The 13,713-nt window shown below is 42.4% G+C and carries 14 protein-coding genes; 6 read left to right on the forward strand and 8 right to left on the reverse strand.

Annotation, left to right across the window (positions count from 1 at the left end; genetic code table 11):
• The first annotated feature begins 5 nt into the window (after positions 1-5).
• Both NDN60_RS04900 and NDN60_RS04905 read left to right on the forward strand, forming a co-directional pair.
• Entirely contained in the window at positions 6-524 is a 519-nt protein-coding gene (locus NDN60_RS04900) for an LURP-one-related/scramblase family protein (protein WP_056947198.1), read from the forward strand.
• A 128-nt stretch (positions 525-652) separates the two neighbouring features.
• Positions 653-1,384, forward strand: coding sequence for a DUF554 domain-containing protein (locus NDN60_RS04905; protein ID WP_099947705.1), 732 nt, complete (start codon positions 653-655; stop codon positions 1,382-1,384).
• Positions 1,385-1,808: 424 nt separating this feature from the next.
• Here the strand turns inward: NDN60_RS04905 and NDN60_RS04910 are convergent, their stop codons facing one another.
• From NDN60_RS04910 to NDN60_RS04925, 4 genes are all read right to left on the reverse strand, one after another.
• Positions 1,809-2,300, reverse strand: a complete 492-nt coding sequence (locus NDN60_RS04910; RefSeq protein ID WP_142501002.1) for a hypothetical protein — start codon at positions 2,298-2,300, stop codon at positions 1,809-1,811.
• A 152-nt stretch (positions 2,301-2,452) separates the two neighbouring features.
• The gene (locus NDN60_RS04915; RefSeq protein ID WP_096584608.1) at positions 2,453-3,016 is read right to left on the reverse strand and encodes a GNAT family N-acetyltransferase; all 564 of its coding nucleotides are present in this window, start codon (positions 3,014-3,016) and stop codon (positions 2,453-2,455) included.
• 62 nt (positions 3,017-3,078) lie between these two features.
• The gene (locus NDN60_RS04920) at positions 3,079-3,750 is read right to left on the reverse strand and encodes a hydrolase (protein ID WP_011375045.1); all 672 of its coding nucleotides are present in this window, start codon (positions 3,748-3,750) and stop codon (positions 3,079-3,081) included.
• 3 nt (positions 3,751-3,753) lie between these two features.
• A complete protein-coding gene (locus NDN60_RS04925) occupies positions 3,754-5,181 on the reverse strand; it encodes an aminotransferase-like domain-containing protein (RefSeq protein WP_056947212.1) in 1,428 nt (475 codons plus the stop codon).
• Positions 5,182-5,293: 112 nt separating this feature from the next.
• On the opposite strand from NDN60_RS04925, the gene thiD reads away from it, so the two are divergent.
• The 3 genes from thiD to NDN60_RS04940 are packed head-to-tail and all read left to right on the forward strand — an operon-like array spanning position 5,294 to position 7,141.
• Entirely contained in the window at positions 5,294-6,088 is a 795-nt protein-coding gene (gene thiD, locus NDN60_RS04930) for a bifunctional hydroxymethylpyrimidine kinase/phosphomethylpyrimidine kinase (RefSeq protein ID WP_056947215.1), read from the forward strand.
• Positions 6,078-6,578: an ECF transporter S component gene (locus tag NDN60_RS04935; RefSeq protein ID WP_056947219.1), complete on the forward strand. Its 501-nt coding sequence runs from the start codon at positions 6,078-6,080 to the stop codon at positions 6,576-6,578. The genes thiD and NDN60_RS04935 overlap by 11 nt, the downstream gene beginning before the upstream one ends.
• Before the next feature lie 11 nt (positions 6,579-6,589).
• Positions 6,590-7,141, forward strand: a complete 552-nt coding sequence (locus NDN60_RS04940) for a TIGR01440 family protein (protein ID WP_011375049.1) — start codon at positions 6,590-6,592, stop codon at positions 7,139-7,141.
• A 476-nt stretch (positions 7,142-7,617) separates the two neighbouring features.
• Here NDN60_RS04940 and glmS read toward each other — a convergent pair whose 3' ends face one another.
• Entirely contained in the window at positions 7,618-9,432 is a 1,815-nt protein-coding gene (glmS, locus tag NDN60_RS04945) for a glutamine--fructose-6-phosphate transaminase (isomerizing) (RefSeq protein ID WP_035145947.1), read from the reverse strand.
• 196 nt (positions 9,433-9,628) lie between these two features.
• Between glmS and NDN60_RS04950 the strand changes: the two genes are divergently transcribed.
• A complete protein-coding gene (locus tag NDN60_RS04950) occupies positions 9,629-9,964 on the forward strand; it encodes a hypothetical protein (protein WP_035145944.1) in 336 nt (111 codons plus the stop codon).
• Positions 9,965-10,296: 332 nt separating this feature from the next.
• Here NDN60_RS04950 and glmM read toward each other — a convergent pair whose 3' ends face one another.
• From glmM to cdaA, 3 genes are read right to left on the reverse strand one after another with little or no spacing between them, the layout of a single operon-like run.
• Positions 10,297-11,649 carry a phosphoglucosamine mutase gene (glmM, locus tag NDN60_RS04955; RefSeq protein ID WP_016265419.1) on the reverse strand — a complete coding sequence of 451 codons (1,353 nt, stop codon included), beginning with the start codon at positions 11,647-11,649 and terminating at the stop codon, positions 10,297-10,299.
• 34 nt (positions 11,650-11,683) lie between these two features.
• Positions 11,684-12,832 (reverse strand): CdaR family protein, encoded by a 1,149-nt coding sequence (locus NDN60_RS04960; protein ID WP_231953038.1) that lies wholly within the window; start codon positions 12,830-12,832, stop codon positions 11,684-11,686.
• The gene (gene cdaA / locus NDN60_RS04965) at positions 12,832-13,671 is read right to left on the reverse strand and encodes a diadenylate cyclase CdaA (protein WP_016265421.1); all 840 of its coding nucleotides are present in this window, start codon (positions 13,669-13,671) and stop codon (positions 12,832-12,834) included. The genes NDN60_RS04960 and cdaA overlap by 1 nt, the downstream gene beginning before the upstream one ends.
• Between the last annotated feature and the right edge of the window lie 42 nt (positions 13,672-13,713).

A 13,713-nucleotide genomic window follows, 5' to 3' on the forward strand; every position in this document is an offset into this window, starting at 1 on the left:
GGGTTATGCCTGATTTATACATTAAGCATCAAGCAAGTGCCTTAAAAGGGGTCTCAACGATTATGGATGACCACCAACGGCCCTTGTTCCTCTTAGTCGGCAGTCGCGGCTTACGCCAAGATGGGTTTTCGCTCTACCGGCTTTCGGGTGAATTACTCGGTGAAATCAAACAGAAATCACTCGGGTTTTCACCCAGTTTTGAACTATTTCAAAACGGCCAATCAATCGGCAGCCTCCAGAAGATTTGGGGTGTTTGGCATGAATTCGTCTACGTTAAAAATCTCAACTGGCTAATCATGGGCGACCTAATTCAGAATCAATACCGCATTATCTACCATACCCAAACCATCATGCAAACCAATCTTATCCTGACAAGTGCCGGCCCTACTTTTAAATTAACGATTGCTAATGAGGCTGATCAGGTCTCGTGTATCCTGATTGCGGCCGTTTTAAATCATTGGGTTTATACACAACCGAAGGCTTTTATCCGTAAGTTAGCACCTAATACACTTCGCTTTAGTTAAACAAATGAGTCACCGTCAAAAGCGGTGACTTTTTTGTTGCCCAACGTTAAATTCATAAAAATTTGCGTCCCCTTTTTTTAATTGGTATAGTTGAATATGTTATTTTTAAAATTAAAGGGGTCTTTACAATGCCAACTGGCGTCATTATTAATTCATTATCCGTCTTATTCGGCGGTATTATCGGTGGTTTATTGGGTGATAAACTATCCGCTAGATTCAAAACAGAGATCACTTTAATCTTCGGCGTTTGTTCAATGGGAATGGGCATCAACGCAATTGTCGTCATGCGAAATATGCCGGCCGTTATCCTCGCAATTGTCTTAGGGACTGGCATTGGACTAGCCGTTCATTTCGGTCACTGGATTGATCGTGGCGCCATCTTAATGGAAAAGCCCATTTCAAAACTATTTCCAGTTCGTAAAACAACTTTGACCGATGCTGAATTTATTTCAGCCCTCGTAACCGTCATCGTTTTATTTTGTGCAGGCGGCACCGGTATCTATGGTACGCTCGATACCGGTATGACTGGTAATAGCACCATCCTTATTTCCAAATCAGTGCTCGATTTCTTCACCGCAGCGATTTTTGCTTGCAACTTAGGGTATGTCGTTTCAGCCATTGCCATTCCGCAATTTATCATCTTCTATATTATTTTCTTACTCGCTAAATTAATTTTCCCATTAACCACACCTACCATGATTGCCGATTTCAAAGCCTGTAGTGGCTTTTTAATGCTCGCAACTGGTTTCCGAATGGTTAAAATTAAAGAGTTTCCCATTGCGGATATGATTCCGGCAATGATCCTCGTCATGCCACTTAGCTGGCTATGGACCACGGTGATCATGCCGCTGTTATCGTAAAATTAAGATTCAGTCACCAAACTAAAAAACGTTATTAGCATTCGTGCTAATAACGTTTTTTAGGTTAGTAATCAATACGATACCGGATACTCATACCGACTTTTAATCAATTCGTGTGCTTCATTTGACTCATATAAATTGCGAGACTGCTGATTCTCAAGTTCAATTTCATAAAGACTACCCACTGGAAAATTCCGAATTATTTCTATGGGTAAATATTGCTTCATCATTGGTTCAGATAGTCCCTCATCGTCGGATTCAATCAAATTAGCGAGCATCCCCGTTGACATTTCTTTTGTCGAAACATATCTTCTAATGTAAAAATAGGTTCTACTGTTTGTCTGTCGACTTAGCCACTGGATTCTCTCTTTGAAGGATTTAGTCTTTAGCCACGGATAATGCGCTAAAAAACGACGCCAAAAAGTTAATTCGGTTGAGTAAAAGCAAATCCCCCGCCATTGGTCAAATCATTTATTTCTGTTCTATCGGCACTTCCTTCTAATAAACCACTCAGCAATTCAGAAACTGGTTGATTGAATTCTGAATATTCGTTGGACTTCTCCAAAAGCATCGTTTCATGTTTTGATAAGTCAACAATATTAGGGATTGTCGAAGTGCCCCGAAATGAATACTCACTATTTCCCGACATCGATTTCATATATAGTCTGGTCAAAGCCTTTTTACGTTGCGCTTTCGTAAATTTAACGGTTACGTCAAAACCACCCGCTTCATCAGCCAACATTCGATCATGCGTTATCTTGGGTGCTATCCCCAGCACCGTTCGATAATAACGATCACCTGCTGCCATATATGGTCCGTATTTTGCTTTTGGCACATGACACATCGTTAAAATCAGTACACCAAATAACAGCATGACGGTTAGACAGCCAATTGAACAACCCGTTGCACAGCTCATCGTTTTTCGCTTCATTTCTAAATGATACCCCAATTCTACCGTTCTATAGTTAACGCATTAAACCACTTTTTCATTAGTATACCATCGCCATGATTAAAGTAAAAGACTCGGACAAACGTAAATTTGTCCGAGCCTTTTTCTAAAATTTTAATTTAAATTGCTTTGACCATATGTTCATAACGGTGATCACCAATCATTAGCTCACCTTTTTTAACAAAACCCATGCGCTCGTATAATTTCTTAGCACCGGGATTTTGTAAATCGACGCTGAGGCTGATTATCTTCTCGCCGCGTTGTTTCAAGTAATCAGGCAAAGCCTTCAAAAGAGCGGTCCCAACGCCACGTCCTTGTGCGTGTTCAGCCACAGCTAGTGTGTCTAAATACCATTCACCTGGTTGGGCTTCTTTATCCGTGAAAAAACGCGTTTCTTCAGGTAAACCGATTTGTGGGAAAAGTGGTGCTAATACATCATCGATGTGGGCTTCCTTTTCTTCTGGGAAACCAACGACAATCCCTAATATTTCACCGTCTTCTTCATAAACAAGCGTATTAGCATAGCTATACCGGTATTCTGGCATCTCAAATGCTTGTTTTAAGATCTTAAATAGATTTTCGAGCGGTATCTCCTGAAAAAGTGGCATCTCCATTTCTTCAAAAACAATATTAATAATGGGTAAGACACTTTGTGCATCTTCAATTGTTGCTTGACGAATCATTCAAAAACCTCCTTCAATATCCTTTAAGCATACGGGGGAATTCACAAATCGTCAACTTTCAACTAATCTAAATCTGCACGATAATCCGCCATTTTCTTAGCGAATAACTCTCCGTTAGTCGGCGGCGTGTAGGTCAACGCATTGGCGCCAGCCTCAATCGTACTTAGAATAGTCTCTTCATCATGCCCACCCGTCGCGATGATTGGAATCTGAGGGTATTTTTGCCGAATCGCTTTAATAATCGCTGGTGTCTTCGCCGCACCACTTACATTGAGAATTGAAACCCCGGCTTCAATCTGGGCCGCATAGTTCTGACGTTCGGAGACAACCGTACCGACGATTGGCACATCCACTACCTTATTAATCATTTTAATGGTCTCAACAGAAGTTGGCGCATTGACCACCACACCCATTGAACCAGCCGCTTCCGCCAATAAGCCCATGTACGCTGAGCGACTACCCGCTGTCAGCCCACCACCAATCCCGTTTAAAACTGGAATGGTCGCCACGTTACTGATGGCATTCATTACCGCGGGATGCGGTGTAAACGGATAAACAGCTAATACAGCATCCGCATTCGTATTATTAACAATCGCCACATCAGTCGTGAAAATCAACGTTTTAATTTTCTGACCTAAAATCTTAATACCACCAACTTGGCGCGCAATTGCGGGTGGTCCAACAACACTCGTTTTAAGTGGTGTATAAATTTCTGGTATAAATTTTTCTGTCATTAATCAGTCCTCCTCATTTAAAAGTTGTTGTAATCGCTGCGCCAATGCCGTTAGTTGAGACGTATTGAGACGCGCAAAATTAATTCGAAAAGCAGCCTGGTGTGCACCGAATAATGTGCCTGGTGCTAGTGCCACATGCGCCGCAACAAATGGTGCTAGTGCATACGGTTTAACTGCTCGTGTCCCCCAAATATAAAAACCGCCTTGCGCTACACTGAACTGCCAGTCAGGCAACGCTTGCGCCAAAAGCTGTTGCGTCTGCCGTGCCCTTGTCTGTAGTTGTTGACGCAATGTGACCAATTGCGTTTGAAAATGCGGCTCCTGAATTGCCAAGGCCGCCATCACTTGCGACATAATACTCGGAACCAAATCCATTTCCCGCTGAACACGCACCAATTGGTCAATCACTTGCGGCGTTGCGGCGACCCACCCAATTCGGGTGCTGGCACCCATGATCTTGGACAAAGAACTCATATAAATCACATTTTCAGGATCAAGTTGCTTGAGCGTTGGCAAGGCTGGTGTCGTTTCAAAGCGTAACCAACCAAAAACATCATCTTCAACAATCGGCACTTGATAAGTCTGGCAAAGCCGAATAACCGCCTGTCGTCGTTCTAAGCTCATGACTTGACCCGTCGGATTTTGATAATTTGGATTGAGAATGACTAATTTAATGCGATGCTTTACAATCAGCTGCTCCAGCGCAGCCAATTGAATGCCTTCTGCATCGAGCGGTGCACCAAACGAGCGAATCCCCGTTGCCTCAAATAAGGTTGCTTCATGGAAAAACGATGGCGATTCAACCGCCACTGCATCCCCCGGTACCAATAAACCCTGTAATACTAGAAAGAGCGATTGTTGCGCACCCGCCGTCAGTAAAAGTTGCCCTTCAGGTAACACTAATTTTTGATTCTCCTGATTCAAACGGTTAATCGCCGTTAACAATGGTGCATAACCAAGTCGCGTTTCTGCTTCTTGAGCCTGGTTAAAATCTTGCCACGTTAGCGGTGGAAATTGGAATTGTGGCATCAAATCAGCCGGTAAGTCACTCGAATAAACATCGATTAAATCGGCGGGTTGCTGTGCAATTAATTGTTGCAGTGCCTGGCGCTTTACTTGCCCGACTTGAAAAGGTTGCGACGTTAAATACGTATGCCAATTAACGCGCCGCTGCGCTTGTTGTTCACCAGCCTGTTGACTGACGAAAGTCCCACTACCAACACGCCGCACCAATATACCATCTGTCGTCAGCTCATCAAACGCTCGCGTCACAGTCGAGCGATTCACTGTTAATTGTGTTGCTAACCACCGTTCTGCCGGTAATTGTTCGCCTGGCGATAATAACCCCTGCTCTAACAGATTAATCACCATTTTTTTAATCGCTAAATATTTTGGTTTCTGTGTTGGTAAATAACGTGCCCACTCTATCAAGTCCTCACCTCTCTTTAAGTGTATAAATTGGCTGGTAAAAAAACAAGCCAATTGGCTCTTTTGTCACCGCACACTATCCGTTAAGGTTAATATAACCAAAAGGAGGCGGCTTATGTCAAACATTCTAACTATTGCTGGTTCTGATACATTGGGTGGCGGTGGCTTACAGGCGGATTTGAAAACCTTCGAAGCCTTTGGTCACTTCGGTGTCAGTGCTGTGACCTGCCTCGCAACGGTCATGCCGGATCAAACTTTTCAAATTCAGAATATCGAAACCGAAACGGTATTAGCCCAGATTGAAGCCATTTTGCATTACGTGCCACTAACGACTATCAAAATTGGCTTAATCAACGATGCCACGACACTTGAAAAAATTGGTCATCTTTTACAAAAACAACCACATTTGCAAATCATCACGGATCCGGTCTTGGCCTTCAAAGAAACCACTGATAAGCTGCAACAACACTATCTAGATAGTCTGAAGGAATTCTTATTGCCGCAATCCCTAGTCGTAACCCCTAATCTAGTTGAAGCCCAAATACTAAGTGGCTTGCCCCAGATTCAGACACGGGCAGAACTGGAACAAGCCGCAACCATTATCCAATCTCTCGGACCACAACACGTCGTTATCAAGGGTGGACAACGATTCCCTGATGATGACGCCATCGATTTGTTGCATAGTGGCACAACTAACCACTACCTCAGCGCACCACGCTTAACTAGCGCAACCCGCAACGGTGCTGGTTGTACCCTATCAGCCGCCATTACGGCTGAAATTGCAAGCGGTCATGCCGTTTATCCCGCAGTTAAAGCGGCTAAACAATTCGTCTATCACGGGATTCAAAATGGGATTCAACTGCGCCACGGCTTCGGTAATGTGCGCCAAGGAGGCTCATATGAATTTTAAGCAGCGTCAAATACCCGTTATTGCGATTCTAACGGCCCTCACCGTTTCTTTATCTATGTTATTCATCATTCCCGTCCCAGCGACTAAAGGTTTTGTCACGCTCTGTGAAGTGGGTATTTACACCACGGCAATTATTTTAAAGAATCCGGGCGGTCTAGCAGTTGGTGCGTTGAGCGGTTTACTAATCGATTTATTGTCAGGTTATCCGGAATGGTGCTTGTTCTCCCTTTTAATTCATGGGACCCAAGGCTTTGTAGTCGCGTACCTCACCCGCAATAATGAGCAGCCCAGACGCTTACTCATGCCACTGCTATGCGGGAGCGTCATCATGGTCGTTGGTTATTGTTTAGCCACAAGCTGGCTTTTCGGTTGGACCGCAGGAATCGCCTCTATTTTTAGTAATATCGTCCAAAATGGCTTTGGTATTTTAGTCACAGTTCCCTTGGTCAAACAACTTTACCGGGTTCGTCCCCAACTTTTTAGTGAATAGGAGTTTTTTATATGTCAATTAATCTCAATCAAATTAAACAGGATTTAACTCAAATTACCAACGACGTCTTAACAGCCGCCAATTTACGCCGTGGCGATATCTTCGTGCTCGGTTGTTCAACGAGTGAAGTGGTTGGCGGCCATATTGGCAAAGCCTCTAGCCGCGAAGTCGGTGCAACGATTATCGAAACCCTTTTAGAAATTCTCAAGCCACTCGATATCCAATTAGCTGTTCAAGGTTGCGAACACATCAATCGTAGTTTAGTAATGGAACGTTCCGTCGCTGAGGCACACGATTTTGAAATTGTCTCAGTCGTTCCTGCAATGCACGCTGGTGGGGCTTGTTCCGTCGCTGCTTTTGAACAATATAGCGACCCCGTTGAGGTGGAACATACCGTCGCCCATGCCGGCCTTGATATTGGGGATACGGCCATTGGCATGCACGTGAAGTTTGTGCAAGTTCCCGTTCGCCCTAGTCTCGATACATTAGGTGCTGCACACGTGACAGCACTCCGATCACGACCAAAATACGTCGGTGGACCACGCGCTACTTATGACATTTAAGCAAATCTAAAAAAGGCATTCAGAAATTAATCTGAATGCCTTTTTATATTCGTCACTCTAAGTTAATGCTCAAAATCTGATTGAGCTTTAAAACCACTCTTATTTGAAACGTGCTTTTGAAGCTAGATTTCTGCGCTTAACGACGATTGTCAAATCAGCGATTTCATCGCTAATTCACCACTCTATGTTAATGCTCAAAATCTGATCAAGCTTTAAAACCACTCTTACTTTTGAAACGTGCTTTGAATACCAACTTTCTGTGCTTTGCTACACTTGTCAAACCGGCGAATCCTTCGCCAATTCGCCAAGTTAGGCAAATGCTCAAAAGTTACCCGGTATCAAAACCACTCTTATTTTTGAAACGTGCTTTTAAAACTAGCTTCTTCCGTTTAGCCACGTTAGACAAATAATCGGTTCCATCGCTTATTTGTCTCCCTGAGCTAATCCTCAGAAGCTAACCAGTTTTAAAACCACTCTTATTCTACTGTAACACTTTTTGCTAGGTTTCTTGGTTGGTCAACGTCGTAGCCCCTTTGAAGACTTGCATAATAAGCAATCAGTTGTCCTGGGATGATACCTAATAATGGTGCTAATAATGGATTAACATTTGGTAAGACGACTTGGTCGCCAGCTTGTGCGTGATCTTCGCTGACAATCGTTAACGTCTTAGCACCACGTGCGCGAACTTCTTGCAAGTTGCCCCGCGTATGATCGATCGTCTTAGCATCCGTTAAGAAGGCCATTACTGGTGTGCCATCTTCAATCAAGGCAATCGTCCCATGTTTCAATTCACCGGCAGCAAAGCCTTCTGCTTGAATATATGATATTTCCTTCAACTTCAAGGCAGCTTCTAAACTCAAGGCATAATCTTCGCCACGGCCGATGTAAAAGGCATTGCGCGTTGTCTTCAAGTACATCGTTGTAAAATCTTCAATCGCTTGTTTTTCACTCAATAAAGTTTCCATCCCCGTTGCGACTAAAGCCAACTCATGGTTAACGTCGAAATCTTGGGCGGCCTTGATAGCGGTATGGCGACCAAGTGCTACTGCCAAGAATAATTCAACTGCGATTTGAGCAGTGTAAGCCTTCGTTGAAGCGACCGCAATTTCAGGACCCGCATGAAGCAACAATGTATAATTGGCTTCTCGTGAAAGGGTTGACCCTTGGCTATTAGTGATTGTTAAACTTGGATAACCTAATCTATTCGTTTGGACCAATACTTGGCGACTATCAGCTGTTTCCCCACTTTGTGTTAGGAAGATAAAGAATGGTTTCTTCGATAGAATTGGCATGTGATAACCAAATTCACTGGCCACATGGACTTCCACTGGTTTTTCCGCTAATTTTTCAAATAATGATTGGCCAATTAAACCGGCGTGGTAACTTGTCCCGGCTGCCACAATATAAATCCGGTCTGCGTCATCAATTGCCTTAAGAATTGCTGGATCGATTTTCATTTGACCAGCGTCATCCACATATTCGGTTAACAAACGGCGCATTACTGCGGGTTGTTCGTCAACTTCTTTTAACATGTAATGGGGGTAAGTCCCCTTGCCGGCTGCACTGGCATCCATGTCAACATGGTAGCTATCACGGTGAATGAAAGTCCCGTCTAAATCTTCAATTTCAACCTTGTCCTTTTTAAGAGTGACCATTTCGCGGTCGTGAATTTCAATAAAGTCTTTGGTTTCGTTTAACATTGCTAAAGCATCTGAACAAACAACGTTGAAATCAGTGCCGACACCAATTAATAATGGTGACTTATTCTTAGCCACGTATAACGTCTCCGGATCGTTCCGATCAATCATGACAAAGGCGTATGAGCCTTCAATCAACGTTAGGGCCTTGCGGAAAGCTTCCTTAGCTGATAGTTGTTCTGTCTTAGCTAAATAAGCGATTAATTGAACTGCGACTTCAGTATCTGTTTCACTTGCAAAGTTGACTTGGCTTAAATAAGTTGCACGTAATTCAGCGTAGTTTGTTAAAACGCCGTTGTGGACCAAGTAAAAACGGCCATCTTCTGAAACGTGTGGGTGAGCATTGGCTTGACTTGCAACACCATGCGTTGCCCAACGTGTATGACCAACACCAATTGTACCCTGTACTTCAGGACCAACTGCGGCTTTTAAAACACTAATTTTACCTGGTTCTTTAACCAAATAATCGCGACCACTTTGACTATTAACATAAATCCCAGCTGAATCATAACCCCGATAAGCTAATTTTTCTAAACCATTTAATAAAATTTCAGTCGTATCTTCTTTACCAATCACACCGACAATTCCACACATATCAAATTCCTCTTTTTCTCTTTGGTTTTATTTTTAAATTTAATTGGTATAACACTTAAATATAATAACACCAACGTTTTTATTGTCAACATTTTTATTGGTATATATCAATATAAAACATTGGTATAGTCCTGAATGAATCCTGTTAAATTATGCTATACTAGACCTATTCGAAACTTAATCGGGAGTCTTGATCATGAAAAAAGCTATTCTAACGCTTCGCCTCATTTCGCTAATCGGGTTACTAGTCGGGGTGGGTTTCATCTTGGTTGCCCCTCAGACCGTCGCCTTACATATCACCGCTGATAACGTCGTTGATTCATCTGGTAGTCGCTTCATGTTGCTCCTCGAACCACTCTTATTGATAATCGTCAATGAAGTCAGTATCTTCAGCATCAAACGCTATCGCCGCAACTTCTCGTTAACCGAGGCGCCGATGATTCTTGTTAAAGAGTGGTATTACATCTCCGCTGCGATTGTCTTGTTGATTACTTTCATTTTTGTGATGTATCAACAAATCACTTGGCATTAAAATCATAGGCACAAAAAAAGAGCGTAAGACAAAATTACTTTTGTCTTACGCTCTTTTTGAATCGTCGAAATTTTATCGTTTAAACGTGCTTTTCGAAACTGCCTTCTGCGCTTAACGACATCTGCCAAATCAGCGATTTTATCGCTAATTCGTCAAATTAGGTTAATGCTCAAAGTCAAACCGTTTCAAACGCACTCTTGGTTTAAACGTGCTTTTTGGTTGCAACAACTTCCGCTTAATCTAAAATTGCCAGTAATCCTAAAACCCTGAATTACTGGCAATTTTGTCTTAATGCTCAGTTGCTACCCGCAACTAAAAGCACTCCTTTTTAATTATTCACCAATTTCAGATTGAACGACTGCGGCAATTTGGTCCGCATATTGGTTAACCTTTTCTTCAGTAGCGGCTTCACACATGACACGTAATAGTGGTTCTGTCCCACTAGGACGGACCAAGACGCGGCCATCACCGTTCATTTCTTTTTCAACAGTATCAATAGCGGCTTGGATCTTATCGTTTGTTAACCAAGCATCCTTGTCCTTAACTGTTAAGTTAACTAATTTTTGTGGGTAAGTTTGAACTGGAGCTGCCAATTCTGATAATTTCTTACCGGTTTGTTTCATGACATTCATTAATTGAATCCCAGTTAACATCCCGTCACCAGTGTTATGGTAATCAAAAATAATAATATGGCCAGATTGTTCGCCACCTAAGTTAAAGCCTTTTTCGCGCATTTCTTCAACGACGTGGCGATCACCAACGTCTGTTTGGGCAGATTTCATTCCATTAGCTTCAATTGCTTTATACAAGCCAATGTTACTCATCACTGTTGTGACAATTGTATCTTGTTTCAGGCGACCTTTTTCAGAAAGATAGTGACCCAAAATAAACATGATCTTATCGCCATCAATAATGTTCCCTAATTCATCGACTGCGATACAACGATCGCCATCGCCATCAAAAGCTAAGCCCATATCAGCGCCTGATTCCAAAACCTTTTTAACAAGGTTTTCAGGATGAGTTGAACCCACACCATCATTGATATTTAAACCGTTAGGATGAGTAGCAGTTGTTGTGAAGTCAGTTTCTAAATCAGCAAAGACTCGGCTAATCAAACCACTTGTTGAACCGTTAGCGCCATCAACAGCCACTTTTAAGCCTTCTAAATCATCAGGAATTGTATGTTCCAAGAATTGTGTATATTTCAAAGCACCTTCTGGATATTCTTCAACAGTCCCAAGGCCTTCACCTTCTGGACGTGGTAATGTATCTTCTGGTGCATCTAAAATAGCTTCAATTTCTTCTTCAGTGGCATCAGGTAATTTATAACCATCAGCTCCGAAGAATTTAATCCCATTATAAATAGCGGGGTTATGTGATGCAGAAATCATGATACCGGCACTTGCTTCTTGAACCTTAATTAAATAAGCAACCGCTGGCGTTGTGATGACGCCTAATGATAGGACTTCAATCCCGACTGACAATAAGCCAGAAATTAAAGATTGTTCTAACATTTGTCCTGAAATCCGTGTATCGCGAGCAACTAACACTTTAGGCCGTTGGTTTTTATCAGCATGTTTTGTTAAAACGTAGCCGCCAGCGCGACCTAATTTAAATGCCATTTCTGGGCTTAATTCTAGATTAGCAACGCCACGTACACCGTCAGTTCCAAAATATTTTGTCATGTCTAATTATCTCCATTCCATCTTCTTAAACGTTTTATGATTCGTTCGTATTTGCTGTACTGCTTGAGTTGTCACTACTACTACTTGACTCACTGGTTTGATTATTATCAGTCGTCTGACTCTCACTTGTCGTACTACTACTGCTACTTTGCACTTGGCTTTGACTCATTGAAGTCGTTGACTCTGATGAAGACTGCGTTGTTGTTTCCGTACGACTAGTCGTCATCCCAGTTGGTGCTGTAACCTTAATATTGACCTTTACCTGTTTAGGATGACTGTCATAGACCCCACTTGGAAGCGTCAAAGTCACCGTGCGTGTCGTATCTTTAGTGATATCCGTCATATCGACCGTTAGTGGTAAGTCCGTTAAGGTTGCCAAAGTTTGCTTCTTCCCGTACACCGTTACCTGTTCCGTTTCTGAACTCAACGTGTACTGGTAGCCGCTCTTTTCACCCGTTTTTTGTAAACTGAGTGGGACCGTCTTTTTATTCATCTGAACGGCAATCTTAATATTAACAGTTTGGGGTGAAATTAAAACATTCACCGTCTTACCATTACGATCAACCGCTTGTAGAAGCGTTTCTTCGTTAATATCATTTTTGGTCCCTTTATCAGGATCAATTGTCGCTACCACTCGCGCAACTGAATTAACAGCTGCCTTGGCTCCACTAACTTGTACGACATCTTGACTAATCTTAGGATTGCCAATACTATAACCAGTCGCCAAATTTTCTTCCTTGACGTTAACTTGTACTGGGAACTCCTTAGTCAATTTATGTTCAATTTTAACCTTAATGGTAGCTGGTTCAATCTTCACTTTGATGTCTTTGTTAATCCCGGTTTGTGTTAATTTAACCGTATGCGTCCCAGCACCTAGCTTCGTTAAATCGCCAATCACCCGGAAATTCAACGTATTGACAGCAGATGTGATCAACGCATTAGGACCTGACAAGGTTACTTTAACTTTTTGAGGATAGCCGGTAATAAAATATTTATCGGTATCCGCATTAATTTGCAACGGCACCTTCACAGTTTCACTGCGGGTCGCTAACATTTGTGTGTTGTTATTATTAATTTGGCGCGTGGTATTAATTTTATCAATATTAACGTAGCTAAAAAGGAGTAACGATAAGAAAAGCGCTAATATCCGGTACAACCAAGGCCCTTCTATAAAGTTTTTCATTATTTATGGCCTCCTTTTTTGAAGCCGTCAACGAATTCTTGCAATAGGCTCACCTTATCTTCTTCTTGCGTAATTAAGTGTGAGTTTAAGTATTTCAAGTAATCTTCCCGCGTTAAGTCGCGCATCAATTCGTTATTCTTGGTTAACGTGACACCACCGGTTTCTTCAGAAACAACGATCGTCAACGCGTCCGTTACTTCACTAATCCCGACAGCCGCACGATGCCGCGTCCCCAGTTCCTTAGGAATTAGATTACTTTCTGACAGTGGCAAGTAAGCCGCCGCAACGGCAATCTTATCCTCGCGAATAATAACGGCCCCATCATGCAGTGGCGTGTTGGGAATAAAGATATTAATCAATAATTCCCCTGTGACATCGGCGTCTAGATCAATCCCGGTTTCAATATAGTCTTCTAACCCGGTATTCATCTGAATGGTAATCAATGCCCCAATTCGCCGCTTTGACATGTACTGAATCGCCTTATCTAAGGCCTTAATCAAGTTGTTTTCTTTTTCAAGTTTAGGATTATTACCCCGCATCAATAGTGAACCGCGCCCGATATGTTCCAAGCCACGACGAATTTCTGGTTGGAAGATGACGATTAAAGCAATCACAATCCAACTGATAAATTGATCCATGATGTACGAAACGGTCCTTAGGCCAAGGTACCAACTGACAATCTTGATGATGGCGATGACCATGATGCCTTTGAAAAGCTGCACGGCTTTCGTGCCCCGAATCAACATGATTAATTTATAAATAAAATACCAGACCACAATGATATCCAAAATATTGGCTAACATGCGCCAGGTTAACAATTGTGCCCAATCAACTGACATGGTGACCTCCATTCAAAAAATTTCTTTTTCCATTATACCATG

It is taken from the genome of Latilactobacillus sp., from assembly GCF_033176295.1.
In the GTDB taxonomy this organism is placed as follows: domain Bacteria; phylum Bacillota; class Bacilli; order Lactobacillales; family Lactobacillaceae; genus Latilactobacillus; species Latilactobacillus sakei.

What these genes read in the sequence shown, in the direction of transcription:
- NDN60_RS04935 (WP_056947219.1), top strand. Translation starts at nt 6,078, where the DNA reads ATGAATTTTAAGCAGCGTCAAATACCCGTTATTGCGATTCTAACGGCC.
- NDN60_RS04900 (WP_056947198.1), top strand. Translation starts at nt 6, where the DNA reads ATGCCTGATTTATACATTAAGCATCAAGCAAGTGCCTTAAAAGGGGTC.
- cdaA (WP_016265421.1), bottom strand. Translation starts at nt 13,671, where the DNA reads ATGTCAGTTGATTGGGCACAATTGTTAACCTGGCGCATGTTAGCCAAT.
- NDN60_RS04960 (WP_231953038.1), bottom strand. Translation starts at nt 12,832, where the DNA reads ATGAAAAACTTTATAGAAGGGCCTTGGTTGTACCGGATATTAGCGCTT.
- NDN60_RS04905 (WP_099947705.1), top strand. Translation starts at nt 653, where the DNA reads ATGCCAACTGGCGTCATTATTAATTCATTATCCGTCTTATTCGGCGGT.
- NDN60_RS04910 (WP_142501002.1), bottom strand. Translation starts at nt 2,300, where the DNA reads ATGAGCTGTGCAACGGGTTGTTCAATTGGCTGTCTAACCGTCATGCTG.
- thiD (WP_056947215.1), top strand. Translation starts at nt 5,294, where the DNA reads ATGTCAAACATTCTAACTATTGCTGGTTCTGATACATTGGGTGGCGGT.
- NDN60_RS04950 (WP_035145944.1), top strand. Translation starts at nt 9,629, where the DNA reads ATGAAAAAAGCTATTCTAACGCTTCGCCTCATTTCGCTAATCGGGTTA.
- NDN60_RS04940 (WP_011375049.1), top strand. Translation starts at nt 6,590, where the DNA reads ATGTCAATTAATCTCAATCAAATTAAACAGGATTTAACTCAAATTACC.
- glmS (WP_035145947.1), bottom strand. Translation starts at nt 9,432, where the DNA reads ATGTGTGGAATTGTCGGTGTGATTGGTAAAGAAGATACGACTGAAATT.
- NDN60_RS04920 (WP_011375045.1), bottom strand. Translation starts at nt 3,750, where the DNA reads ATGACAGAAAAATTTATACCAGAAATTTATACACCACTTAAAACGAGT.
- glmM (WP_016265419.1), bottom strand. Translation starts at nt 11,649, where the DNA reads ATGACAAAATATTTTGGAACTGACGGTGTACGTGGCGTTGCTAATCTA.
- NDN60_RS04915 (WP_096584608.1), bottom strand. Translation starts at nt 3,016, where the DNA reads ATGATTCGTCAAGCAACAATTGAAGATGCACAAAGTGTCTTACCCATT.